The organism is Polaribacter sp. Hel1_33_78 (assembly GCF_900106075.1).
Taxonomy (GTDB): Bacteria; Bacteroidota; Bacteroidia; order Flavobacteriales; family Flavobacteriaceae; genus Polaribacter.
On the sequence record NZ_LT629794.1, the window covers coordinates 2,136,068 to 2,161,400 of the forward strand.

Consider the following 25,333-nt stretch of genomic DNA (forward strand, 5'->3'; position numbering starts at 1 on the left):
AATTTTTATCATTAAAAAAAAATTGTAAGTTTGCTTTATACTATTAAAAAAATAACAAAAATGGATTTATTACTAATGATTTTAGGAGCTGTGTTAGCTTCTGTGCTTGTAGCCTATATTATAGTTAAATTTTTGCCTTTAAAATTGAGGTGGATTCCATCTATTTTATTGCTAGTTTTAGCAATATTTTTAGGTTTTAAAATTTATAATGGGATTATGGAGCCTATTCAATTTAATAAAGAAAAAGTGGTGAAATATGCCGAAGTTGTAGCAAGCTTAAAAATTATTAGAGATGCCGAAGTAACTTTTTATGAAGTTAATGGAAAATATACCATACAGAAAGACAGCTTAATTAAATTTATAGATTCTGACTCGATTGCATTAACCGAAACGAAAACTATTGTAGAAAAAGTTAATAAAGGTGGTGGTGTTATCATAGATGTAGAAAAAAGGGTTACGGATACTATTGGTTTTGAGCCGGTTTTAAAGTATTTTAAAGATAGAAACTATAAAACTATGTTTAAAGTTCCTGGAGTTGAAAATACTGAATTCGAATTAGAAGTTGGTGAAGTTGAAAAAGTACAAGGCTTAATTGTACCTACTTTTAGAGCTAGAACTCCAAAGAAAAACATTTTAAAAGGCATGAATGAATCTTTGGTAAAACAGGAGTTAGAAGTTATAGAATCAGATCAAATTAAAGGAGAATATGTTTCTGTAGGTTCTTTAGATGAAGTTACTACGGGTGGAAACTGGCCTCCTTCTTATGATAAAAGAGACGGTGCAAAAGAAGAATAAAATAATTTCTTTAAAGAAAGCAAAAGATATAGAATTATCCATCCAATTTAGTTTGGATGGATTTTCTTTTTGTGTTATAAACTCTAAGACTAAAGAAGCTCTTTATTTTAAAAAATATCAATTTGAAGGAACCTTAAATTCTCCTGAGGATTTATTGAAAAAAATTGAAGCTATCTTCAAGAAAGATAACAACTTACAACTCACCTACTCTAAAGTTACTGTTATACATCAAAATAATTTATCGACATTTGTACCATCGAAATATTTTGATGAAAATTCTTTGGCAACCTATCTTAATTTAAATATTAAGGTTTTAAAAACTGACTTCATTACTTTTGATGATATCCATTCTATTGATGCCAAAAATGTATATGTTCCATATGTAAACATTAATAATTATTTATTTCAAAATTTTGGTGAATTTGAATACCAACATCACAGTTCTATTTTAGTAGAAAAACTTTTAAAATTAGAGAACTCTCATCAAAAAAAAATGTACATAAATGTATCTAAGAGCTCTTTTGATTTGATGATATTAGAAAACAAAAAACTCATTTTTTCAAATTCATTTTCATACACAACTAAGGAAGATTTTATCTATTACATTTTATTTACAGCAGAACAGCTTCTATTAAATACAGAAGAGTTTGAACTTTATTTTATGGGAGAAATTAAAGCTGAATCAGAAATATATACAATAGCATACACCTATATTAAAAATATCTTTTTTTTAGAAAGTAAAAATTCTATTTTCAAGGATTTAGAAATCGATAATCACTCTAATTACATACTATTAGGCTAATGAGAATTATATCAGGAAAACTAAAAGGAAGACGTCTCAGAGCTCCTAAGAACCTGCCTGTTCGACCTACGACAGATATGGCTAAAGAAGCCTTGTTTAACATCATTAACAACCTCTATTATTTTGACAGCATTACTGTAATAGATTTGTTTTCTGGGACAGGAAATATTAGTTATGAATTTGCCTCTAGAGGCACTAAAAATATATACGCAATTGATGCCAATTACAATTGTATCAAATACATTTCTAATACAGCAAAAGAATTAAATTTAGAGATAAACACTTTTAAAAGTGATGTTTATAAATTTATTGATAAAACTTCTATGCAGGCTGATATCATTTTTGCCGACCCACCGTATGACTTTGAAATTGAAAAATTTTTAGAAATTGTTGATACTGTTTTTACAAAAAATATTTTAAAACCAGAAGGTGTTTTGATTATAGAACACTCTAAACAAACAGACTTATCAACACATAAAAATCACTCCTATGATAAACGTTACGGAGGAAATGTATTTAGCTTTTTCGAAAATTCTACTGAAGAAGATAATTAAAGTAAAGAGTTGATAATATCAGAAATTGAGATTCCTTCTGCTTCAGCTTTGTAATTTTTCACAATTCTATGAGATAATATAGGAATTGCAACAGCACGAACATCTTCTATGTCTGGTGAATATTTACCACGAACAGCTGCGTGTGCTTTTGCTCCTAATATTAAGCTCTGAGATGCCCTAGGACCTGCGCCCCAATCTAAATAGCTTTTCACCATGTCTGTTGCTTCCTTAGACTTTGGCCTTGTTTTACCAACCAAGGTAACAGCATATTCAATTACATTATCTGTAACGGGTATTTTTCTAATTAGCTTTTGAATAGCGATGATGTCATCACTAGAAAAAATAGCATTTACTTTTTGTTGAATATCACTCGTAGTACTTTTTACAACTTCAACTTCTTCTGCAAATGTTGGGTATTCTAAATTTATAGAAAACATAAATCTGTCTAATTGTGCTTCTGGCAAAGGATAGGTTCCTTCTTGCTCAATAGGATTTTGAGTTGCCAAAACAAAAAACGGTAACTCTAATTTATAATGATTTCCAGAAACTGTTACCGAACGTTCTTGCATCGCTTCTAATAAAGCTGCCTGTGTTTTTGGCGGAGTTCTGTTGATTTCATCGGCCAAAATAATATTTGAGAAAATCGGACCTTTAATAAATTTAAACTGTCTGTTTTGATCTAAAACCTCGCTACCTAAAATATCTGAAGGCATTAAATCTGGAGTAAACTGAATTCTCTTAAAATTCAATCCTAACGCATTAGAAACAGTATTTACCAATAAAGTTTTTGCTAAACCTGGAACACCTATCAAAAGTGAATGACCCCCACAAAAAATTGATAAAAGCGTAAATTCTACCGCGTCTTTTTGACCAATAATTACTTTACCTATCTCTGTTTTTAATAAATTGAATTGACTTACCAATTCATTTACAGCTTTCACATCAGACATTATTTACTTATTTCTTTTTTCCAATTTTTTTCAAAAGAACATTTACTATGGACTTCAGACATTTTAATATAAGTATCTTTTATCTTTCCTTTAGCCCATTTAGTAATAGTTTCTTCCCTCTTCTTTCTTAAAGCTAAATCTTGTACTTTCACATAATCCTCCACCAAGTCGGCTATATGAGTATCTGTTCTATCTTTCATAACAATGAACTTAAACATTTTCTCTCCATTCCTATTTTGATCAAAAAAGACATCAGAAAGCTCTCCTTTTTTTAATTCTGCAACCCTCGCATATAAAGCAGGATCCATCCTAGTTAAATCAAATTTTGTTTCTCCTGAATAAGGGTTTACAATAACGCCTCCATTGTTTTTAGTTTCTTTATCTTCCGAATATTTTTTTACTGCTTCTGAAAACGTAATTGAACCTTCTTTAATATCTTTTGCTATTTGCTCTGCTCTTTGTTGCGTATCTTTTAATCTAGTATCTGGGATATCTGGTTGCATTAATATGTGTGATGCAACTCTCATGTTTCCTTTTACTTCGTGTAATTGCATTAAGTGATAACCAAAATCTGATTTAAAAGGTTTAGAAACTTGACCAATATCTAAACTAAAAGCCATTTCTTTAAATTCTTTTATAAATGGTGAATCTTTTGTTACTTCGTATCTTCCTCCGTTTTGAGTAACACCCGGATCATCAGAATTGATGATTGCTTTCATTTTAAAACTTGCGCCTTCTTCAATCTGTTTTTTTATCTCCGTTAGCTTCGTTACAATTCTATCATTTTCTTCCTTTGTAGGTGCAGCGTTTAAAACAATTTGTGCCAATTCAATTTCTGCTGGAAACTCTGGTAACTCTTCATTCTTTTTTAAACCGTTAAAATATAAACGAACTTCTTCAGGAGTTACATCAATTTTCTCTGTGATATTTTGCTGTTCTTTTTCTATTAATACATTCTCTTTTTGAACCGTATATAATTCTTTTTTCAAATCATCTAAATCGTTAAAACCATAGGCTTTAATCACCTTATCTAAACTGCCATATTGTTGCGTAAAATATTCAACACTTCGATCTACCCTGCCAGAAATTTCGGCTTCAGAAACAGTAACACTATCAACAATCGCATGATGTGCCAATAATTTTTGTTGCATTAATTTTTCTAACATTTCACAATCTGAGATTGTAATTTTCCCCTCTGATCTAGCATCTACTTCTTGTTTAAATTTCTCAATATCTGAATCTAAAACAATATTTTTACCAATGACCACTGCAACACCATCTATTTTTATTTTTTGTGCAAAAGTTGAAATACTCATCAACCCAAAAAAAACTGTTAAGACAGTTAATTTAGTATACTTTAAAATTGTTATTTTTTGTTGCATCTTTTACTATTATTTTTTCTATTTCTCTTATTAATTCAATTTTGCGCTTATGCAAAATCATTTGTTTTATCGTAGGTCTTATATAGCTTAAAGGAGCTATATCATTTCTAACTAATACGTCTTTTATTGTGGTCAAATATAAACCTATTGAATCTTGTTTTTGAAGTAATTTTGTTTTTTTTAACAGATTTTCTTTAGAAAACGGAAGTTTTAACAAAACCTTATCTAATTGTGTCCAAATTGAATCATTAAACTGAAAATATTTAAAACTTAATTGTTGTTTTTCTAATGCTTCTAGGTCTTCAATTTCCTCTGATTTAAAGAGTTTTAAAAATTCTTTTTTACTGACAACTTTATTGTCAAAATGAAGATATTTTATTTTAACTAACTCTTCATTTAGTCTAAAATTATCTTTACTTTTTAAGTAAAAATCTTCTATTTCCACATCACTAATAACGGTATCTAATTGCTGTTTTATCAACATTTCTTTATAATTATTAATGAACAAACTTTCTCTGTAATCATTTACAAGATGGTTAATTTCATTAATAACTTCTAGAGAGTTATTGTTTTCTGCCTTATGCAGCAATAATTGTTTTATCGCCCAATCGTTGATAAAGCTTTTCACTAATACAATACTATCGTCTTTACTTATATTTTGAGGAATAACATTTTTTAAATCTTCTTTAAACAATTTCTCTGTATTTACAATTGCAATTATTTCAGATGATTTATCTTCTTTTTCTTGCACTATAAAATAATTGCAAGAGTTAAATAAATAAATTATTAAAAATGCATTTAAAATACGTTTCATCTATTTGCTACTATATGCTTTAATTATTTTCTTTAGTTGCCTTTTTTCCACTTGAATGACGCTTTTTCTTCTTAAATCTGCAATCCAATTTTTTTCTAAAAAATTTTGATAATCATTAATTACCTCCCCTTTTATTTTTTTTAATTCTTTTGGTTGATACTTGCTTAAATTAGCGTCAAAAAAGCTTTTTAAACCTAACGTATCTTTGGATGATTTCTCCCAAATTTTTTGTTGCATTAACTCAAATAATAACAAACCATCTCTATACTCTTGCAAGACTTCTGCAAATTCAGGCTCTGTTTTTTCTAAGTTTTCTTTGTAATATGCTAAAATTTCCCTGTTTTTAAATTCGTTAAAAATTTCAAAAACAGGTTTATTTCTTTTACTCTTTAAAAAACCAAAAAATTCTTCTTGTGTAATTTTCTTATCGTTTATTGATAATATTATGGCTTGCATTGAGTCTTTAGTCATTGTTTTAATATCTTTTCTATCAAAGATTTTCTTAGCTTCTTCATTCTCAGAAATCGAATATTTATTCTTTAATTTATGGATAACAGCGTCTTTGGATAATTGAGCTCTATCGCCAGATCTGACTTTATTTTTCAATTCTTTTTCCAATTCTTTAAAAGATAATACAGGATGCTTTTTCGTTAATTGTAAAATATGCCATCCAAAACGAGTTTTAAAAGGTTTCGAGTATTCACCTTCTTTTTGTAAACTAAAGGCAACTTCTTCAAAAGGTTTCACCATGACTCCTGTGCCAAATTTTCTTAGCTTACCTCCTTTAGTTTTTGTACCAGTATCATCAGAATATTTTCTTGCTAAAGCTTTAAATTGCTCATCTGCTTGCAGCTTTTTATAAATATCATTAATTAATTCTTCTCCTTTAGCGCCTTTATCATTTAACAAAATATGTGCTACTTCAACTTCTCCTTTCGATGTTCTAAAAGCGTCAACTTTTAAAATATGATATCCATAACGTGTTCTAAAAGGTTTAGAAACTTCACCTACCTTCGTATTGTAAGCTGCCGTCTCAAAGGAATACAACATTCTAAAAGCAGAGAAATACCCTAAATTACCGTTATTCCCTTTTCTTCCTGATTTGGCGTCATCTCTTGCTGAGGGATCTTCTGAAGTCTCTCTTGCTACTATTTCGAAATCTTCTCCATTTAAAACTCTATTTCTTATTTCTGTAATTTTTTGATATGCCAATAAGGTATCTTTTGGAGTAAGTGATTTTGGAGTTTTAATTAAAATATGTTTAGCTTTTACTTCGTTTTTTGTTCTAAAATAAGCATCTCTTACTAACTTATTTATAAATACAGTGTCTTGCATATAAGGCGCAGAAAGTTGATTTTTATAGGTTTCAATCTCTTTTCTATAAGATGGCAAAGTATCTAATTTTATGTGGTAAGCTTCCTTCACTTTTAACTTATAATTTATATATAAGTCTAAGTTTTTCTCTACATCTTTGGCGTCTTCATTATCTATAGCGTCTAAGTTTTTCTCATACACTCTCTTAAAGTCTGAAACTGTTATTTTTTCACCATCTATGGTTAATAAAACTTTGCTTTTCTTTTGTGAAAATAAAACACTCGAAAAACATAAGACCACTAATAATATTAACTTTTTCATAAATTTACAATGATATAATTCCTTTAATTTTTTCTACTTTTTTGTAATATTCAATTACTTTATTAGCACTTTCTATTTTTAATACGATAGAAACACTAATATATTTTCCTGTTTTCGATTTTTTTGTTTTTATCACTGCTCCTTGGTTATTAAACAAGCTATGCACTTCTTCTGCTTGATTTTCATCAGTAGGAACAATAAATTTATACATATAATCAGCTGGAAAATTAGTCGTATCGTCTAACTGCGCTTTTAATTTAGTATAAAAAATATTTTTTTTATCGCTCATAATTGAACTTCTTTTCTATTCATTTAAAAATAACCACTCACAAAATTACATTAAAAATTAGTTTTATGAAGCGAATGATTTATTTTTGTAAAACTTTTATTTGAAGTAAAAATCAAAAATAATAATTCTAAGATAAATAGCTTGCAAAAAAATCAGCAAAAAATTGTTTTAATAGGAGGACCAGGAACTGGGAAATCTACTGTTTTAAATAAACTGAGAGAAAAAGATTTTTTCTGTTTTGATGAAGTTTCAAGAGAAGTAATTTTAAAAGCGCAAAAAAAAGGAATAGAACAACTCTTTTTAACTGAACCTCTGTTATTTAGTGAAATGTTGCTTGAAGGAAGGGAAGAACAATATTTACTAGCTGAAAATAGAAAAGAAAATATTATTTTCTTGGATAGAGGAATTCCAGACATACATGCGTATCTAAATTATTTTAAAACAACCTATCCTGCTTTATTTTTAGAAAAAAGCAAACAATACAAATATGATTTAATTTTTCATTTTTCTCCCTGGGAAGAAATACATACCAAGGATAATGAACGTTATGAAACTTTTGAAGAATCTAAAAAAATTGATAAATTTCTTACCAAAGCCTACGCTGACTTAGATTACAAAATTATAAACGTTCCATTTGGCACTGTTAGCGAAAGAACAAATTTCATCCTTCATTCGCTTTCTTGCGATTTATGATTTCTGCCAAAGAAATATTAAAAAAACACTGGAATTTCTCCTCTTTTAGAGGACCTCAAGAAGACATCATAAAAGCTGTTTTACAGCAAAAAGATGTGATTACTTTATTGCCAACCGGTGGAGGGAAATCTATTTGTTTTCAAGTTCCTGGTATCGTTAAAGAAGGTGTTTGTTTGGTTATTTCTCCATTAATTGCTTTAATGCAAGATCAGGTAGAAAACTTAAAAAAGCGCAATATAAAAGCCACAACGATAAAATCTGGTTCTTCTCAAGATGAAATTATAACACTTTTTGATAATATTAAATTTGGCAACATTAAGTTTCTTTATATCTCTCCAGAAAGGTTGCAGTCAATCTTTATGCAACAAAAAATTAAAGAATTAAATATTTCTTTTGTTGCCATTGATGAAGCTCATTGTATTTCTGAATGGGGACATGATTTTAGACCTTCTTATAGAAACATAAAGATTTTAAAACAAATTATACCCGATGTAAATTTTATTGCACTTACGGCTACAGCAAATAAAAAAGTTCTAGAAGATATTTCTTCAAATTTAGAATTAAAAAATCCAGTAATTTTTAGAAATTCGTTTGCAAGAGAAAATTTAGCCTACCAAGTTTTTAATGTTGAAGATAAATTATTGAGGTTAACGCAGATATTTACAAAAACAAAATCGCCAGCCATTGTTTATGTTAACTCCAGGAAAAAAACCGAAGATCTTACAAAATTTTTAAATGCAAGGAATTTTAAAAGTAGTTTTTATCATGGAGGATTATCAGTGAAAGAAAAACAACTTTCTTTTGATAATTGGATGACAGAAAGAACACCAATTATGATTTCAACAAATGCATTCGGGATGGGAATTGACAAATCTAATGTGGGAATTGTGGTTCATTTTGACGTGCCTTTTAGTATCGAAAATTATATTCAAGAATCGGGAAGAGCGGGCAGAAATGAAAAAAAATCTTTTGCTGTTTTGTTAAAAAACGAAAATGATATTGCCATTCATAGAGAGCACATAAAAAAAGGCTTGCCAAGTATTTTAGAAATCAAAGAAGTGCACAAAAAACTGTATCAATATTTTCGAATTTCAAATGGAGAAATTACTGAAAATTCTTATAGTTTTAATCTTTTAGAATTCTCTGAAATCTATAAATTCACATCTAAAAAAGTAGATGCTGTTTTAAAAATATTATCCAATAATGGCGTCTTAGAGCTAACAAATACTTACAATCAAAAATCTACTGTAATTTTCACTTCAAGTAGTAAAAACATCATTTCACATACTATAAACAATATCTATACTAAAAACCTTATAGACACATTACTAAGAACTTACACTGCATTATTTAAACAAGAAGTTAAAATAGATGAATTCTTGCTAGCAAAGAAAAGCAATACTACTTCTAAACAGGTAATTGCTAATTTAGAACGTTTAGAGCAAGAAGAAATACTCACGTATAATAGCGTGAAAACAGACTCAGAAATCCGCTTCTTACTTCCGAGAGAAGATGATAAAACAATTAATAAATTTTCAAAAGAAATCAGTCGTTTTATAAAACAAAAAGAAAAAAAATCAGAAGATTTTTTAGCTTATATTTTAAATAATAAAGTATGCAGAAGTATTCAAATTTTAGACTATTTCGATGAGATATCCAATAAAAAATGTGGTATTTGCGATGTCTGTTTATCAAAAAAAAGAATTAAAAAAAAGGATATCTCTTCTGAAATTTTATCCATTTTAGAACAAAAAAATGAGTTAACTTCACAAGAAATAAATCAATATTTAAAAGCAACCGAAAAAGACATTTTAATACATTTGCGACAACTTTTATCAGACAATAAAGTACGAATTAATCATCAAAATAAATACCACCTAAAATAAAAATTATGAAAGATTTACGCATCGTTTTTATGGGAACTCCAGATTTTGCCGTTACCATTTTAAAACATTTAGTAGAAAACCATTATAATATTGTAGGTGTAATAACTGCCGCAGACAAACCTGCTGGAAGAGGTAGAAAACTAAATGAATCTGTTGTAAAAAAATATGCTTTATCTAAAGAAATAACAATTCTGCAACCAACAAACTTAAAAAACCAAGGATTTCAACAAGAATTAGAAAACTTAAAAGCAGATTTGCAAATTGTTGTAGCTTTTAGAATGTTACCAAAAGCCGTTTGGAAAATGCCCAAACTTGGTACCTTTAACCTTCATGCCTCCCTACTGCCATCTTACAGAGGTGCTGCTCCTATTCATTGGGCAATTATAAATGGAGAAACAAAAACGGGTGTGACTACATTTTTTATTGATGATAAAATTGATACGGGAGAAATTATCCTACAAAAAGAAATTTCGATTGATAATGATGAAACTGTTGGTTCCTTGCATGATAAATTAATGTTCTTAGGAGCCGATTTAGTGACAAAAACTGTTGATTTAATTTCTGAAGGAAATGTTACCACCAAGAAACAGCCAGATCTTGAAGAAAAATCAGCTCCAAAGCTAAATCCTGAAAACACAAAAATTAATTGGACACATTCTTTAGATACAATCTATAATCAGATACGCGGATTAAACCCTTTTCCTGCCGCTTGGACAAGCATTAAAAATAATGATGAAGAAATAACTGCTAAAATTTATGCTGTTCGTAAAGAAATACAAAAACATAAATTTAATACAGGAAAAATAATTGCTTCTAAAAAAGAGCTAAAAGTGGCTATTAAAGACGGCTTCCTAATTATTGATGAAATTAAGATTTCAGGAAAGAAAAAAATGGATGCAAAAAGCTTGTTAAATGGATACACTTTTTCTGAAGATGCAGAAATGCTATAAACCCTTTATTTATAAGGTTTTTAGAGTTTTTTGATTTTACATGCTACCTTTATTAACAATTTACACCTATTTATCAACAAAATCCTACTTTTTTTAAGGGCAAATTTGCGTAAACCCTTAATCCGTCTATATTTGTTAAGCTATTATTAGCAAAATAAAATAATATTCAATTAATTTAAAATCTATTTATTATGAACAAGTCAGATTTAATCGACGCAATGGCTGCAGACGCAGGAATCTCTAAAGTAGCAGCTAAAGCAGCTTTAGAGTCTTTTACAGGTAACGTAACTTCTGCTTTAAAAGGTGGAGACAAAGTTGCTTTAGTTGGTTTTGGAACTTTTTCAATATCTAACAGAGCTGCCAGAACAGGAAGAAATCCTCAAACAGGAAAGACAATCCAAATTGCTGCTAAAAATGTAGCAAAATTTAAAGCAGGAGCTGGGTTAAGCGAAGCTGTAAACTAAGATATTGTTTTCGAAGTGATAAAGAAACTCTCTTTTTAAGAGGGTTTTTTTTATTTCCATATTTTTTTTTATATTTACCTATGACCCATTTAAAACCTCTTAAAGGTAGATTGTTAATTGCTGAACCCGCTATTTTAAATGACAGCTCTTTTAATAGAGCAATTATTTTAATTACAGAACACACAGACAATAATTCTGTAGGTTTTATTTTAAACAGGCCTTTAGACTATACACTCCAAGATTTATTACCAGAAATTGAAAGTGATTTTGTTATTTATCAAGGAGGTCCTGTAGAACAGGATAATTTATATTTTGTGCACCAAGTGCCTGAATTAATACCAGAAAGCATTAAAGTAGATAATGGTATATTTTGGGGCGGTAATTTTGAATCCTTAAAAAAATTACTTAGCGATGGATCTTTAAATAAAAATGATATTCGTTTTTTTCTTGGTTATTCTGGCTGGGGAAAAAATCAACTTGAAGATGAACTAAATTCAAACTCTTGGTTTATTTCAGAAAATGATATCAAAAACATCTTTTCTAAAAACGAGGAATCTCTTTGGAAAAATAAAATATTACAACAAGGAGGTGACTATAAACTTTGGGCGAATGCGCCAAGTGATATCAATCTTAACTAAGAAGCAGTTATTTCTAAAACTTTTAAACTTTTACTTATTTTATTCGCAAAATCAATTGTGAAATTTTTCTTTTTATAATTCGTTACTGCCTGGACACCTATAATCGCATTTGTAATGAATACTTCATCTGCCTTTTGAATTTCGAATGGCGAAATAGTTGTTTCTTCTAAAGTATATTCTTTGTTTTTAAGAATAATTTCAATCACTTTATTTCGTACAATACCTTTTATACAACCCTCAGTTAATGCTGGCGTTTTCACGATATTTCCTTTTAAAACAAAAATATTAGCATTGGTAACTTCAACAACTCCTTTTTTCTCATTGATTAATACACAATTATCTAAGTCATTTTCTTGAGCATAAATACTTGCGAGGGTGTTTACCATTCTATTATTAGTCTTTATCGTTGACAATAGCCCTGAATAGTTATAAAAATCTTTAAAAACATCAACCGTATACGTGTTTTTTGTTTGATACGTATTTACCTTAACATCAATCAAATAATCTATTTCATTCGTTTTTGGTGTATACAAACCTCCATCTTTTCTGTACACATTTAATCGAACTCTAAAAGATGAAGCTTCTTCCTGCACAGCAACAGCTTTTAAAATTTCTTTCTCTAAAAACTCTAAAGTAAATTGCATCGGAATTTTCATACGCAACATTCTCATAGAAGCCATTAATCTAAAATAATGATCTTCCCAAAAAATCACTCTTTTATGACTAACTTTTATGGTTTCAAAAACTACATCTCCATATTTAAATCCTCTATTCTCTGAAGATAATTTTACATTTTCTTCAAACAATAATTCACCATTAAAATTAATCATCTATCTATTTTTAGATTTACAAAATTAATACATTTTAATAAAAAGAATGCAAAAAAAAACTCAGCAATTTGCTGAGTTTTAAATTTCTATGATACTTTATTTTTTAAGCACCAATTGTATGTCTTAATTCTTCTATTTGATTTTCCCAAAGTTGTTTTGACTCTTCAACTTCATCTTCATCATCTGCAAAATCGGTGACAATTAATGAAACATCTTTAGTAAGGGCATCTACTTGAATTTTAATTTCAAAAAAACTATTATCTCCTTCGCTTTCTAACCATTTCCAACGAACTCTTTCTCCGGCTTTTTTTGTAATTAACTCTGCTAATTCTTCGGTACCTTCCCAAACAAAACTATACACTTTACCCCTAGAATTTACTTTGTCTGCAAACCATTCTTGTAAATTAGATGGTGAAGAAATATATTGATACAACATGTTTGGAGATGCATGAATAGGGATTTCTAATTCAAATTGTACTTTTTCCATTATTTGTTTTGTTAGTCGGGCAATATAGGTATTAATTCTATGTAAAAAAAATTAAAAACACATGTTGCCAATCTATAAAAAGTAATTATATTTGCACTCGCAAAAACAATGGCGAGGTAGCTCAGTTGGTTAGAGCGCAGGATTCATAACCCTGAGGTCACGGGTTCAAATCCCGTTCTCGCTACAAAACCTTTAAAAAAACCAAGAACGTAAGTTCTTGGTTTTTTTTTGTTTTTAACAATGAAAGAAATCAGGTTTCTTTTTCCATTATGATAAGAGTTTATCAAAAAGATTATATTTAATAAAAGAAAAAAAAGGAAAAAAAATTAAACTTTCTTATCAACTTAGATGTAATAATTAAACAACTAATTTTAATAGGTGGAAACCTATAAAATAAACTTTAATGTTTAACTATCTGTTTCAAAAAGAGTATATTGAAAAGAAACATCTATCTGTTTAGTAAAAATAAATTCTCAGAAAAAGGTTTTTGAAAAAGTACTATTTAAATTTTATAAACTACAATTAAATAGCATTTTCTTATTGTAAAAAAGAGCGTTTAAAAAAAATAATAGAAAAAAATTTATTCAAATTTTATTTTTTACAACATCGCTTTCTTTTAACGTTATAACGGAGTTATTAATCGAAACTTTACATAAATTTTAACGAATATATTCCAAACAACATTGATTTCGCAGCATTTTTGTTTTTCATGATGCACTCTTAAAATTATTTTCTAGAGAAATACAGCAGGATAAACATGTCTTACTACTCTTTTTGTATACAAAAAAAAATAAAGTAGATATGAATTGTAACTAAGAAAAAATCAAAAAAAAAAAATTACTATGACTAAAAAATTAAAACAATTTAAAAGCGTAAAAAGCCTTTTAATTATATGTTGCTTTTTTCTGTTCACGAGTTCTGCTTTGGCCTCTCATTTTAGATACGGAGATATTAGTTATCGAGTAGACACAAATGACCCAACAGGAAGAACGGTAATATTTAAAGTAAATAGTGGATGGCGAAGTACATGGACCAGATCTTTAAATATTGAACTTCGTTTTCAGCCAACAGGTGGAGGTAAAGCTGAACTTATTGGTAAAATTCCAGAAAACTTAACTGGGAGTTCTAACGGTGTAAACTATTACACAGGTGAAATTTCTTATACTTTTAAAACGAATGGAGAATATAAAGTTTATTACGGTAGCTGCTGTAAAATAAGTACACTTGAGAATAACAAAGATAAGCCATGGTATGTGTATACAAAGGTGAATGTTGGTTCAGGAAATAGTTCTCCTGTAACTTCGCTACCCGCAGTGCAATATGTGCAACAAAATACAATAGCTAAATTTAATATCCCAGCGGTAGATCCAGATGGTAATGCTTTAACGTATAGGCTCGCAACAAATGCAGATGGTTTTGAAGGAAATCAACCTTTGAATTTTTTAGTCTCTTCAAATGGAGAAGCTACATTTAATACTACTGGAAAAACAATTGGTAAATTATATAATGCCGCAGTTGTAATAACCGATTCTGATGGAGCAGAAATTCTTGTAGATTTTATTCTAGAAATTACAAAGCAGTCTACTCCTCCTCAATGGGATTATAGCGCGGGAAAAACACCTGCTAATGACACTGCATATCAAATCTCTCCTGGACAAACCATTACATTTCCTGTTGAAGCATTTGATACAGATTCAGGAAGTTCTGTAAGCATTTCAGCTTCAGGCATGCCGTCTAACTCAACAGTTTCTCCAGCATTTGGTACTACTTCGAATCCAATAAATCATCAATTTAGTTGGACACCAAATGCCAATCAGTATGGACAATTCTTAATTAATTTTACAGCAAAAGACAATAATAATGTTACAGTTTCTTCAAGTGTTTCAATAAACATTTCTTTAAAACCTGTTTTCGACGTACCACCTACGCCAGTTTCTGGCGTACATAATACGATTGTTAGCCCTGGCGAATTAATTCAGTACACCGTGCAGGCTTCAGATCCAGATCCAACAGATTTAGTGCGTATTATTGCTATGCAAGGTAAAGACATGAGCGGAAATCTTGTTTCAGTTTATACAGGCGCCTCTTTAAATCCTATACCTACTGCTTCCAATAACCCTACATCAGGTACTTTCAGCTGGACACCAACACAAGATCAATGGGGTCATAGGCATGTTATATTTACAGCAGAAGACAGTTATGGTGATCAAGCAACCCACGAAGTGAGTCAATTAGTAAATACACCTCCCGTTTTTGCCTCTACACCAGTACTAACAGCAGATGTAGGCGTACCTTATTCTTACACTATTAAAGTAACCGATCCAGATTTACCTTATGGAGATTCTTTAATGATCTTCGGAACTAATTTACCTTCTTGGTTAAGTGTAACCGATAATGCCGATGGAACTGCAACACTATCAGGTACTCCAACGCCATCAGATGTAGGTATTAACGCTGTAAAAATTGTATCAGAAGACTTACATCATCACATGGATGCTAGAGGGGTAATTAATCAATTATTCAATATCACAGTTAATAACTGCAGCGTTAATGCAATAGCAATGGATGCTGTTATAGAATTAGATGTAAATGGTCAAGCTTCAATAACGATAAATACTATTAATAATGGATCCACTGCCTCTTGTGGCATTGATACAATTGTTCTAGATAAAACAGATTTTGACTGTAATAATTTAGGAAATACAAATACAGTAACACTAACAGTTACCGACTCTAACGGAAATATCGGAACAGCAGCAGCAAATATTACTGTGCTTGATATAATTGCACCTGTAATTTCACCTCCAGCCGACATTAGTGTAATTGCTACAAGTACAGCAGGTGCATTAGTAAATTATACAACACCTGTTGCAACGGACAATTGTACAGTAACAACTGCATTAACTGCAGGTTTTGCAGATGGTGCTACTTTCCCAATAGGAACAACGGTTGTAACACATACTGCAACAGACGGCGCAGGACTTTTAGCTTCGGCTTCCTTTAACGTTATTGTATCTGGTCTTGCTCCCAACATAACAGTTCCTGCCAATATAACAGTAAACAATGATTTAGGAGTATGTGGTGCGATTGTAAATTATGCCGCTACAGAAACTACCGCTATTCCAGCTTCAGTAATTACATATGACATCCAACCTGGTACTACTTTTGGAGTTGGAACTACTACCGTAACAGCGACAGCAACCAATACACTTGGAACTTCTTCAAGTACATTTGATGTTATTGTAGAAGATTCTGAACTGCCAACTGCAATTACAAAAAATATTACTGTACAATTAGATGCATCTGGTAATGCCTCTATTACCCCAAATATGATTGACAACGGGTCATCTGATAATTGTAACGTGAACACAATGACATTAGATAATACTGATTTTGATTGTGAAAATATTGCTGGTTCTAGTTCAAATAATTTTGCTTTAAACTATAATGGAAATGATAATGTAGTCATTCAAGACAATCAAGACCTAAGAATCACAGGAGATATGAGTCTTGAAGCTTGGTTTAAAATGGATACCAACCCCGGAGATTGGGTTAGAGTTGTAGGAAAAGGAGCTTCAGGACCAAGAAACTATGGATTATGGTATCATCCAAATGGTGAGTTCTTATTTCAGCAATATGGAAGCGGTGTTTCCGTCAGATTAAATCAGACAGTTAATCAAGGACAATGGTATCATTTTGCGGCCACTAAAGAGGGAGCTTTAACTAAATTATTTATTGATGGTGTTTTAGTTGCAACAACTAATGGAGGTATAAATCCAGCAACAAGTGCTGATCCTTTAACAATCGGTTATGCAGGATACCACGCATATCATCGAGGTCAAATTGATGAAGTAAGGCTTTGGAATGTGGCTAGAACAGATCAAGAAATTTTTAATAATTACAATATTGGATTAAGTGGCACTGAAAATGGTTTAGTTGCTTATTACAATATGGAAGAAGGTCAAGGAACTTATCTTACAGATGTTTCGGGGAATGATCATGTGGGTGCTATTCAAGGATCAACTTGGACTAGCTCATCTGTTGATTTGGCAGGTGGAATTTCTGGAGGTTCAGGAAACAAAGTTACTTTAACAATTACTGACACTGCAGGTAATTCATCTTCAGCAACAGCTTTTGTAACCGTTGAAGACAATATTGCTCCAAGCATTACTTTAAATGGTACAGATAATGTAAACCATGCTGCCTTCACAGCATATACAGATTTGGGTGCGACTACTGCAGACAATTGTTCAGCTACCTTAGTTACCACAGATAACCTGAATGTAAATATTCCTGGAGACTACACAGTAACTTATACGGCAACAGATAGCAGTAATAACGTAACAATTAAAAGTAGAACTGTATATATTGTGGATACAAATAATTTTCCAACAGCTCAAAATGATACAGGCATAGTGATGAAAAATAGTGAAGATAATCTTTTTACGGTTGTCACTAATGATAGTTATGGAACAGACGGACCTAACGCAACTCATCCAATATCACTTACAGGATTTTATACCGATTTAGGAGGAAAATTAGAATTAGTTGGAGATGTAGTAAAATATACACCAAAAAAGGGTTACGTAGGAATAGATAGTTTTAAATATATCATTACAGATTTAAATGGTGATGCAGCAAATGCAGAGGTAATAATAACAGTAGAAGAAATTTCAACACCCACAGCGCTAGCAGACACAGTAGATGTAATACAAGATAGTGCATCAAACCCTATTGACGTATTATTCAATGATAGTTTTGGTTCAAATGGACCAGCAGGATCAAATTCAATTACTGTTCCAGGAATAACTGCTGAATCAGGAGTGCTGGTTGTTAATGATAATAAAGTTGATTATACCCCAGCTTCTGGTTTTAGCGGAACAGATACCTTTAGCTACACAATTACAGATGGCAGTGGTGATACAGCAAGCGCAACTGTAACGATAATCGTAGCTCCAACAGTTCTAATAGATGGTTTGTTAATGGCTAAAAGTGATGCAGTAACGGTAGCACAAAATAGTACCGCTAACTATATTGATATTCTGGCAGACAACGGATCTGGAGCTGATGACTTTGGAATAGATGGCGCAATAGATAATGGATTAACCATGACAGATGGAACGCTAACCGGCCTAAGTGAACAAGGAATAATAATTGTAGACACTAATTCAACAGATAGTCCATTAGATGATGTAATTGTTTACACACCAAATACAGGTTTTGTAGGAGTCGATCATTTTTATTATATGATTACCGATGCAAATGGTGCTACTTCGATTGCACAAGTAACAATTACCGTAACCGAAATAGATACACCAACGGCACAAAACGATACTGTAGGTGTAACACAAGACAGTACTGCAACAACTATCGACGTGCTAGCAAATGATAGTTTTGGTTCAGATGGCCAAGCAACGATAAATGCGTTAACCATTAATAATGCTACCAATACAAATGGAGCAACCATCGCTGTAAATGATGCAAAGGTAAATTACACTCCGGCAACTGGTTTTAGTGGAACAGACATATTTACGTATTCAATTACAGACGGAAATGGCGATGCATCTACGGCTAACGTAACGGTAACGGTTGGCTCATATAGTTTACCAACAGCAAAAGACGATTCAGTAACCTTTATACAAGATAGTGTAGACAATGTGATCTTTATATTAGACGATAATGGATCGGGAGCAGATAGTTACGGATCAGACGGTGCTAATGCTAGTCATCCCATATCACTTGTAGCATTTTATACAGATAAAGGAGCAGCATTAGAATTAGACGGAACAACTGTAAAGTATACACCAATGGCTGGTTATGTTGGTATAGATACGTTTAGTTATTTAATTACAGACTTAAACGGAGATGCAGACAAGGCTACTGTTACGGTAACGGTAATAGAAATAGATACACCAACAGCAAATGATGATACTGCAACCGTAGCACAAGACAGTGGTATAACTAGTATCGATGTGCTAGCTAATGATAGTTTTGGATTCGATGGAGCAGCGAACGCAAATGCTCTAACTATTAATACCAACACTAATGGAGCAACTATAAATGTTAATGCAGCAAAGGTAGATTACACTCCAGCAAGTGGCTATAGTGGAACAGATAGCTTTACGTATACAATTACAGATGGAAATGGTGATACAGCGACAGCTACTGTAACGGTAATAGTAAGTTCAGATAACACAAATGGTTTACCAATAGCGCAAGATGACATCGTTTCGGTTATCCTAAATAGCTCAGACAATGTGATCTATATATTAGATGATAATGGATCTGGTGTAGATAGTTACGGAACAGATGGTCCTAATGCAACCCACCCAATATCACTTTCTGGAACTTATACAGATTTAGGAGGTAAATTAGAATTAGATGGAAACACTGTACTCTATACTCCTGCAGATGGTTTTTCAGGAGTAGATAAATTTAATTATATACTTACTGATGCAACCGGAGATGCGTCAACGGCACAAGTAACTATTAATGTTACTTCTTCAAAGTCTTCAGGGATTGTAACTACTGACGCAGTAATCAAAGACCTTCAAGTATATCCTAATCCGTCAAAAGGTGCTTTTAAAGTATTAGTTTATAGTGAAAAGGCAGAACAAGCTTCTGTACTACTATTTGATGTTACTGGTAAAGTGGTGTATAACAAGAAACAATTACTTTCTACAGGGAACAATACAATGAACTTACATGTAAATGTGCAAACAGGTATTTTGTTTCTAAAGGTGTATACAGATAACACCAACTTTGGAACTAAAAAGATTTTATTCAAATAGGTAAATAATAGCTGTAAATAAAAAAAGAGGAACTGAAAAGTTCCTCTTTTTTTTTGTGATGTTATTTTAAAAGAAATAAGTGCTCCTAATTATATTTAGAACCAGATAAAAAAAACTTAAAACATGAGTAATTGAAATATTATTTATAAATAATATATTCACTGAATCTTCGGCTCACAATCCTCGCCATTAAAAAAAACACAACGTTTTCAAGTTAAAAAAGAAACTTATTTGCAAAAAAATATTTGAGCATCTAGCCATTTTTAAGGATAACTTGTTAAGATTTTTTATGTTAAAGTCAATTCTCAAAAAAAACTAGGCTATAAAATATTTCAGAATTTAAATTAATGATTTTTTTAAAGCTGCCAACTCTACTCCTAACCCATTAAACATATTTATAATACTGCTTAATTTTAATTCGTGTTCTTCATATTCTTGTGTGTTGATACTGCACGTAAACTTCCATAATTCTAAGACTTCAGAAACAGGAACATTATAAGATTGATACCCTGAATTGTCTGGCTTTAATAAAAAAGATTGCTTCTCTTCTATTTGATTATAAATTCTTTTATAGGTCATTCCATCATCTTTTGTGACCACAATATAAGAACATCCGCTTTTTGCTTCTTTTATATCTTCAACAAATTCTGCGACTACATACGAACCATCTTTCATTGGCAACATAGAATCTCCTTTTATTGGAAAAGCTCTGTGTTTACCTGTAGGTAAAAAAGGCAACTTTATTTTTTCTAATTGCTCTATATATTCCGGATCATCATATCCTAATAGATATCCTGCAGATGCTTTTGCTGAAACAACTTCAATTAAATTCTCATTATCAGCATCAACTGTTATTGGAAACAAAACTCTTTTATTACCAACTTCAATAAAAGAAACGTCTTTTGCTTTTGTTAAATCGTTTTTTATAATGACGTCTATAGGAATTCTAAAGTAAGCAGAAAAGTCTATTAAAAAGTCTATTGTAGGTGAAGATCTATTCTCTTCATAAGAACTTATTCTTGATCTTGTAACCAACAATTCTTCTGCCAAAGACTCTTGTGTTAACTTTTTAAGAGTTCTTAAATGTTTAATGTTTTTTGATAAATTATTCATAATGCTACAATATTGAGCAACAAATGTATGAATTTGTAGCTAATTTTACGGTGTGAAAAAAAATATTTTACATCTTGATTTAGATACTTTTTTTGTTTCCTGTGAACGTTTGATTGACAGCCGATTACAAAAAAAACCTTTGTTAGTTGGCGGAACTGGAGACCGAGGTGTTGTTGCGGCTTGCAGTTATGAAACTAGAAGATTTGGTGTGCATTCTGGTATGTCTATGAAAATAGCGAAGAAACTCTGCCCCGAAGCAATAACTATTAGAGGAAATACAGGTACTTATTCTAAATATTCAAATTTAGTAACAGAAATTATCAAAGAAAAAGTACCACTTTTTGAAAAAGCAAGTATTGATGAGTTCTATGCAGATCTTACCGGTATGGATGCTTTTTTTGGAAGCTATAAATACGCGTCAGAATTGCGTTGTAAAATTATCAAAGAAACAGGATTGCCTATTTCTTTTGGAATGTCGCAAAATAAAATTGTGTCTAAAGTTGCTACTGGAGAAGCAAAACCCAACAATCAATTATTGATTGACAAAGGTTTTGAAAAATCATTCTTAGCACCTTTATCAATCCGAAAAATTCCATCTGTGGGTACTAAAACATATCAAACGTTAAGAAACCTTGGTATCGATAAAGTAAAAGTGATTCAAGAAATGCCTTTAGAAATGATGATAAGCGTTTTGGGGGCTAATGGAAAAACAATTTGGAAGCGTGCAAACGGTATTGACAATTCGCCAATTATTGCGTTTCACGAACGTAAATCTTTATCTACAGAAAGAACCTATCATAAAGACACGATTGATATGATAAAATTAAAAGAAACCCTATTTGCAATGGCAGAAAACTTAGCATATCAATTAAGAAAAGGGGATAAATTAACGGGGACTTTAAGCGTGAAAATTCGGTATTCAGATTTTAATACGTACAGCAAACAAATAAAAATACCATATACAAGTGCAGATCATATTATAATTCCTAAAGTTTTAGAATTGTTTAAAAAATTATACCAACGAAGATTGTTAATTCGATTGGTTGGTGTAAAAGTATCTGATATTGTAAGTGGTAATTATCAAATTAATCTTTTTGATGACACCGAACAAATGTTAGATCTATACAACGCTATGGATAACGTTCGTAATAAATATGGTGAATTAAGTATTATGAGAGCGTCTGCTATGGGGGCAAAATCTATTGGAAGGTTTAGCAATCCGTTTAACGGTGAACCGCCTTTAGTTTTAGCACATAGAAAACAATAGTACTATGTATATAAATTGTCACTCCTACTATTCGCTACGTTATGGCACATTTTCTGAAATTGAGCTATTGCAACTTGCCGTAGCAAACAATATTAAGACGATTGCGCTAACAGATATCAACAATACCTCTGCATGCTTAAACTTTATTCAACAAGCCAAAAAACACGCAATTAAACCTGTTGTTGGTGTTGATTTTAGAAATGGCAATACCCAACAGTTTGTTGCAATCGCAAAAAATAATACCGGCTTTAAAAATATTAATAGTTACTTGTCTTCTTTTTTAGAGACAAAAACTATTATTCCGGATATACCGACCTATTTAGACGAAGTATTTATCATCTATCCTTTTGAAAAAGCTTTAGAATTAAATCTTACTTCTTTTGCTGAAAATGAATTTATAGGAGTATCGATTGCAGAGATTAATAAACTTCGGTTTTCATATTTAAAAAAATACGAAGATAAAATTGTGATACAGCAACAAGTTACCATTCGTAATAAAAGAGATTTTAATGCGCATAGACTATTGCGTGCAATAGCTAACAACACTTTGCTAAGCAAACTGCCAACAACAGAAGAATGTTTGGTAACAGACACCATGCATACGGCAACAAGCCTGCAAGAATACTTTAAAGAATTTACTTTTATTATTGCAAATACCAAAGCACTATTACAAAGTTGTAGTATAAATTTTGGGTATGATATTGACCGTAAAAATCAGAATTTACAATTGTATTGTAATAGTTTTAAAGAAGATTATGAATCGCTCGTACGCTTGTGCAATAACAATATTTATAAACGGTATCCAAATCCAACACAAAAAGTACATGCCCGACTTCAAAAAGAATTAAAAGTAATTGTCAAATTAAAATTTGTTTCCTTTTTTTTAATCAATTACGACATTATCCATTATGCTAAAAAAAACAACTTTTTTCATGTAGGTAGAGGAAGTGGTGCTAATAGTATTGTGGCGTATATTATTGGTATTACAGATGTAGATCCTGTTGAGTTGGATTTATATTTTGAGCGATTTATAAATCCGTTTAGAGCTTCGCCACCAGATTTTGATATTGATTTTTCTTGGAAAGATAGAAATACGGTTACACAATATATTTTTGATCGTTTTGATAATGTTGCCTTATTAGCAACTTATAATACGTTTAAATACCGAGCTGTTGTTAGAGAATTAGGGAAGGTTTTTGGCTTACCGAAAGAAGAAATAGATAAATTAAGTAAAGGAGGCGCTCAAAATAAGTTAGATGAGATTTCTAAATTGGTCTTAAAATACGGAAAACTCATTGAAGGTTTCCCTAATTATGTGAGTGTTCATTCTGCTGGAATTTTAATTTTAGACAAACCCATTCATTATTATTCTGCAACCAGTTTGCCTCCAAAAGGATTTGCTACCGTTCAGTTTGACATGAATATTGCCGATGATGTTGGTGTTTTTAAGTTCGATATTTTAGGGCAACGTGGGTTGGCAAAAATTAAAGATGCTTTACAAATTATCAAAGAAAACAACCCAGATGCTCCTGAAATTGATATTACAGATGTTGAAAGTTTTAAAAAAGACAAAAACATTAATAACCTTTTAAAAACGGGCGGTGCAATTGGCGCCTATTATGTAGAATCCCCAGCCATGAGAGGGTTAATGCAAAAATTACAAACACAAGATTATTTAGGTCTGGTTGCTGCAAGTTCTATTATTAGACCAGGCGTTTCTGGCTCTGGAATGAAAGAAGAGTTTATAAAACGACATCGTTTTCCAGAAAAAAGAAAAGAAGCACATCCTATTTTACTAGAAATTATGCCTGAAACATATGGCATAATGGTGTATCAAGAAGATGTAATGAAAGTTGCTAATAAATTTGCAGATTTAACCTTGGGTGAGGCAGATGTTTTACGAAGAGGTATGAGTGGCAAATACAGATCTGTAAAAGAATTTAAAGCTGTTGAAGATAAATTTATTTCTAATTGCAGAAAAAAAGGACACGAAGATAAATTGATTTTTGAAGTTTGGAATCAGATTAAAAGTTTTGCAGGATATGCTTTTGCCAAAGGACATTCTGCTTCTTATGCAGTAGAAAGCTACCAAAGTCTCTTTTTAAAGTGCTACTACCCTATCGAATTTATGACGGCAGTATTAAATAATGGTGGTGGTTTTTATTCGACAGAACATTATATACATGAAGCTAAAATGTGTGGAGCAACTATAGCGTTACCTTGTATTAACAATAGCGATCATGCAAATCGTATAAAAGAAAAAACAATTTATTTAGGATTTGGATATCTTAAAAATTTAGAGCATTTATTGGTGCAAAGATTTTTAACAGAACGCCAATTATATGGCCCGTTTCTTTCTTTGGATAATTTTATAGACCGTATTGCAATATCTATAGAACAACTAAGCGTTTTAATTCGTATTGATGCTTTTCGATTTACAAAAAAACCGAAAACCAAACTACTTTGGGAAGCTACTTTTAAACTACATAAAACAAAAACGCAAAAAGTTGAACAACAGGTAAAGTTGTTTCGATTACAACATCAAAATTTTGAGATTCCGAAACTAAATTCTCATTGGTTAGAAAATGTGTACGATGAAATAGCTTTATTAGGGTTTACCATTCACAACTATTTTTCATTAGTTACAGAAGCATTTCTACCCCATATAAAAGCCAAAGAAATGGCGCTGTTTACAAACCAAAATGTACTCTTATACGGCCAATTGGTAGCAACGCGCTTTAATAAAACTTCACAAGGAAAACTAATGCGGTTAAGTACGTTTATTGATGCAGATGGCAACTATTTTGATGCTGTTCATTTTACAGATGTTGTGCAGCTGTATCCAATAAACGGTATGGGCATTTATGGATGCTATGGAAAAATTACCAACAGATTTGGGTTTTGTAGTATGAATGTTCTTACATCTAAAAAAATGAGTATTGCCAGTGACCCCAGGTGTTAAAGCGTTTTTTTACTATCTATTAAATAGATAC

Annotated in this window: 19 protein-coding genes and 1 tRNA gene; 12 read left to right on the forward strand and 8 right to left on the reverse strand. The window is 31.1% G+C overall.

What is annotated here, in order from left to right; genetic code table 11:
* Nucleotides 1-60: 60 nt before the first annotated feature.
* The 3 genes from BLT88_RS09180 to BLT88_RS09190 are packed head-to-tail and all read left to right on the forward strand — an operon-like array spanning nucleotide 61 to nucleotide 2,151.
* The gene (locus BLT88_RS09180) at nucleotides 61-795 is read left to right on the forward strand and encodes a hypothetical protein (RefSeq protein ID WP_036786829.1); all 735 of its coding nucleotides are present in this window, start codon (nucleotides 61-63) and stop codon (nucleotides 793-795) included.
* Complete coding sequence (locus BLT88_RS09185) at nucleotides 764-1,597, forward strand: DUF3822 family protein (protein ID WP_091954329.1); 834 nt, start codon at nucleotides 764-766, stop codon at nucleotides 1,595-1,597. The genes BLT88_RS09180 and BLT88_RS09185 overlap by 32 nt, the downstream gene beginning before the upstream one ends.
* Entirely contained in the window at nucleotides 1,597-2,151 is a 555-nt protein-coding gene (locus tag BLT88_RS09190) for an RsmD family RNA methyltransferase (RefSeq protein WP_091954330.1), read from the forward strand. The genes BLT88_RS09185 and BLT88_RS09190 overlap by 1 nt, the downstream gene beginning before the upstream one ends.
* On the opposite strand, the gene BLT88_RS09195 is transcribed toward BLT88_RS09190, so the two are convergent.
* The 5 genes from BLT88_RS09195 to BLT88_RS09215 are packed head-to-tail and all read right to left on the reverse strand — an operon-like array spanning nucleotide 2,148 to nucleotide 7,221.
* Nucleotides 2,148-3,101, reverse strand: a complete 954-nt coding sequence (locus BLT88_RS09195; RefSeq protein ID WP_036786833.1) for a MoxR family ATPase — start codon at nucleotides 3,099-3,101, stop codon at nucleotides 2,148-2,150. The genes BLT88_RS09190 and BLT88_RS09195 overlap by 4 nt on opposite strands.
* Nucleotides 3,101-4,483, reverse strand: coding sequence for a peptidylprolyl isomerase (locus BLT88_RS09200; protein ID WP_091954332.1), 1,383 nt, complete (start codon nucleotides 4,481-4,483; stop codon nucleotides 3,101-3,103). The genes BLT88_RS09195 and BLT88_RS09200 overlap by 1 nt, the downstream gene beginning before the upstream one ends.
* A complete protein-coding gene (locus tag BLT88_RS09205) occupies nucleotides 4,449-5,297 on the reverse strand; it encodes a hypothetical protein (protein ID WP_036786837.1) in 849 nt (282 codons plus the stop codon). Before BLT88_RS09205 ends, BLT88_RS09200 begins: the two co-directional genes overlap by 35 nt.
* Nucleotides 5,298-6,932 carry a peptidylprolyl isomerase gene (locus BLT88_RS09210; RefSeq protein ID WP_091954333.1) on the reverse strand — a complete coding sequence of 545 codons (1,635 nt, stop codon included), beginning with the start codon at nucleotides 6,930-6,932 and terminating at the stop codon, nucleotides 5,298-5,300. It lies immediately after the preceding gene.
* A 4-nt stretch (nucleotides 6,933-6,936) separates the two neighbouring features.
* Nucleotides 6,937-7,221, reverse strand: a complete 285-nt coding sequence (locus BLT88_RS09215; protein ID WP_036786841.1) for a DUF493 family protein — start codon at nucleotides 7,219-7,221, stop codon at nucleotides 6,937-6,939.
* A 141-nt stretch (nucleotides 7,222-7,362) separates the two neighbouring features.
* Between BLT88_RS09215 and BLT88_RS09220 the strand changes: the two genes are divergently transcribed.
* The 5 genes from BLT88_RS09220 to BLT88_RS09240 all read left to right on the forward strand — a co-directional run bounded on the left by BLT88_RS09220 (nucleotide 7,363) and on the right by BLT88_RS09240 (nucleotide 11,852).
* On the forward strand, nucleotides 7,363-7,914 hold the full coding sequence (locus BLT88_RS09220) for an AAA family ATPase (protein ID WP_036786843.1): 552 nt from the start codon (nucleotides 7,363-7,365) through the stop codon (nucleotides 7,912-7,914).
* The gene (locus BLT88_RS09225; RefSeq protein ID WP_091954335.1) at nucleotides 7,911-9,800 is read left to right on the forward strand and encodes an ATP-dependent DNA helicase RecQ; all 1,890 of its coding nucleotides are present in this window, start codon (nucleotides 7,911-7,913) and stop codon (nucleotides 9,798-9,800) included. Before BLT88_RS09220 ends, BLT88_RS09225 begins: the two co-directional genes overlap by 4 nt.
* A 5-nt stretch (nucleotides 9,801-9,805) precedes the next feature.
* Nucleotides 9,806-10,750, forward strand: a complete 945-nt coding sequence (gene fmt, locus BLT88_RS09230; protein ID WP_172824296.1) for a methionyl-tRNA formyltransferase — start codon at nucleotides 9,806-9,808, stop codon at nucleotides 10,748-10,750.
* Nucleotides 10,751-10,941: 191 nt separating this feature from the next.
* Nucleotides 10,942-11,214 carry an HU family DNA-binding protein gene (locus BLT88_RS09235; protein WP_036786850.1) on the forward strand — a complete coding sequence of 91 codons (273 nt, stop codon included), beginning with the start codon at nucleotides 10,942-10,944 and terminating at the stop codon, nucleotides 11,212-11,214.
* A gap of 80 nt (nucleotides 11,215-11,294) precedes the next feature.
* On the forward strand, nucleotides 11,295-11,852 hold the full coding sequence (locus BLT88_RS09240) for a YqgE/AlgH family protein (protein ID WP_036786852.1): 558 nt from the start codon (nucleotides 11,295-11,297) through the stop codon (nucleotides 11,850-11,852).
* On the opposite strand, the gene BLT88_RS09245 is transcribed toward BLT88_RS09240, so the two are convergent.
* The gene (locus BLT88_RS09245) at nucleotides 11,849-12,682 is read right to left on the reverse strand and encodes an aminotransferase class IV (RefSeq protein WP_091954338.1); all 834 of its coding nucleotides are present in this window, start codon (nucleotides 12,680-12,682) and stop codon (nucleotides 11,849-11,851) included. The genes BLT88_RS09240 and BLT88_RS09245 overlap by 4 nt on opposite strands.
* 103 nt (nucleotides 12,683-12,785) lie before the next feature.
* A complete protein-coding gene (locus tag BLT88_RS09250) occupies nucleotides 12,786-13,169 on the reverse strand; it encodes an START-like domain-containing protein (protein WP_036786856.1) in 384 nt (127 codons plus the stop codon).
* Nucleotides 13,170-13,279: 110 nt separating this feature from the next.
* Here BLT88_RS09250 and BLT88_RS09255 point away from each other — a divergent pair.
* Together BLT88_RS09255 and BLT88_RS09260 are read left to right on the forward strand one after the other, a co-directional pair.
* A tRNA-Met gene (locus BLT88_RS09255) sits at nucleotides 13,280-13,353 on the forward strand.
* 658 nt (nucleotides 13,354-14,011) lie between these two features.
* Nucleotides 14,012-19,960, forward strand: coding sequence for an Ig-like domain-containing protein (locus BLT88_RS09260; RefSeq protein ID WP_091954339.1), 5,949 nt, complete (start codon nucleotides 14,012-14,014; stop codon nucleotides 19,958-19,960).
* Between the two features lie 339 nt (nucleotides 19,961-20,299).
* Here BLT88_RS09260 and BLT88_RS09265 read toward each other — a convergent pair whose 3' ends face one another.
* Entirely contained in the window at nucleotides 20,300-21,073 is a 774-nt protein-coding gene (locus BLT88_RS09265; protein ID WP_091954341.1) for a LexA family transcriptional regulator, read from the reverse strand.
* 52 nt (nucleotides 21,074-21,125) lie between these two features.
* Here BLT88_RS09265 and dinB point away from each other — a divergent pair, with 52 nt between their 5' ends.
* The gene (gene dinB / locus BLT88_RS09270; protein ID WP_036786862.1) at nucleotides 21,126-22,340 is read left to right on the forward strand and encodes a DNA polymerase IV; all 1,215 of its coding nucleotides are present in this window, start codon (nucleotides 21,126-21,128) and stop codon (nucleotides 22,338-22,340) included.
* A 4-nt stretch (nucleotides 22,341-22,344) separates the two neighbouring features.
* Nucleotides 22,345-25,302, forward strand: coding sequence for a DNA polymerase III subunit alpha (locus BLT88_RS09275; RefSeq protein WP_091954343.1), 2,958 nt, complete (start codon nucleotides 22,345-22,347; stop codon nucleotides 25,300-25,302).
* Nucleotides 25,303-25,333 lie beyond the last annotated feature (31 nt).

Excerpts from the sequence above, each read along its gene's own strand:
- BLT88_RS09225 (WP_091954335.1), top strand. The coding sequence starts at position 7,911 with ATGATTTCTGCCAAAGAAATATTAAAAAAACACTGGAATTTCTCCTCT.
- BLT88_RS09195 (WP_036786833.1), bottom strand. The coding sequence starts at position 3,101 with ATGTCTGATGTGAAAGCTGTAAATGAATTGGTAAGTCAATTCAATTTA.
- BLT88_RS09265 (WP_091954341.1), bottom strand. The coding sequence starts at position 21,073 with ATGAATAATTTATCAAAAAACATTAAACATTTAAGAACTCTTAAAAAG.
- BLT88_RS09235 (WP_036786850.1), top strand. The coding sequence starts at position 10,942 with ATGAACAAGTCAGATTTAATCGACGCAATGGCTGCAGACGCAGGAATC.
- BLT88_RS09210 (WP_091954333.1), bottom strand. The coding sequence starts at position 6,932 with ATGAAAAAGTTAATATTATTAGTGGTCTTATGTTTTTCGAGTGTTTTA.
- fmt (WP_172824296.1), top strand. The coding sequence starts at position 9,806 with ATGAAAGATTTACGCATCGTTTTTATGGGAACTCCAGATTTTGCCGTT.
- BLT88_RS09190 (WP_091954330.1), top strand. The coding sequence starts at position 1,597 with ATGAGAATTATATCAGGAAAACTAAAAGGAAGACGTCTCAGAGCTCCT.
- BLT88_RS09240 (WP_036786852.1), top strand. The coding sequence starts at position 11,295 with ATGACCCATTTAAAACCTCTTAAAGGTAGATTGTTAATTGCTGAACCC.
- BLT88_RS09185 (WP_091954329.1), top strand. The coding sequence starts at position 764 with ATGATAAAAGAGACGGTGCAAAAGAAGAATAAAATAATTTCTTTAAAG.
- BLT88_RS09250 (WP_036786856.1), bottom strand. The coding sequence starts at position 13,169 with ATGGAAAAAGTACAATTTGAATTAGAAATCCCTATTCATGCATCTCCA.
- BLT88_RS09245 (WP_091954338.1), bottom strand. The coding sequence starts at position 12,682 with ATGATTAATTTTAATGGTGAATTATTGTTTGAAGAAAATGTAAAATTA.
- BLT88_RS09205 (WP_036786837.1), bottom strand. The coding sequence starts at position 5,297 with ATGAAACGTATTTTAAATGCATTTTTAATAATTTATTTATTTAACTCT.
- BLT88_RS09260 (WP_091954339.1), top strand. The coding sequence starts at position 14,012 with ATGACTAAAAAATTAAAACAATTTAAAAGCGTAAAAAGCCTTTTAATT.
- BLT88_RS09180 (WP_036786829.1), top strand. The coding sequence starts at position 61 with ATGGATTTATTACTAATGATTTTAGGAGCTGTGTTAGCTTCTGTGCTT.
- BLT88_RS09200 (WP_091954332.1), bottom strand. The coding sequence starts at position 4,483 with ATGCAACAAAAAATAACAATTTTAAAGTATACTAAATTAACTGTCTTA.
- BLT88_RS09215 (WP_036786841.1), bottom strand. The coding sequence starts at position 7,221 with ATGAGCGATAAAAAAAATATTTTTTATACTAAATTAAAAGCGCAGTTA.
- BLT88_RS09275 (WP_091954343.1), top strand. The coding sequence starts at position 22,345 with ATGTATATAAATTGTCACTCCTACTATTCGCTACGTTATGGCACATTT.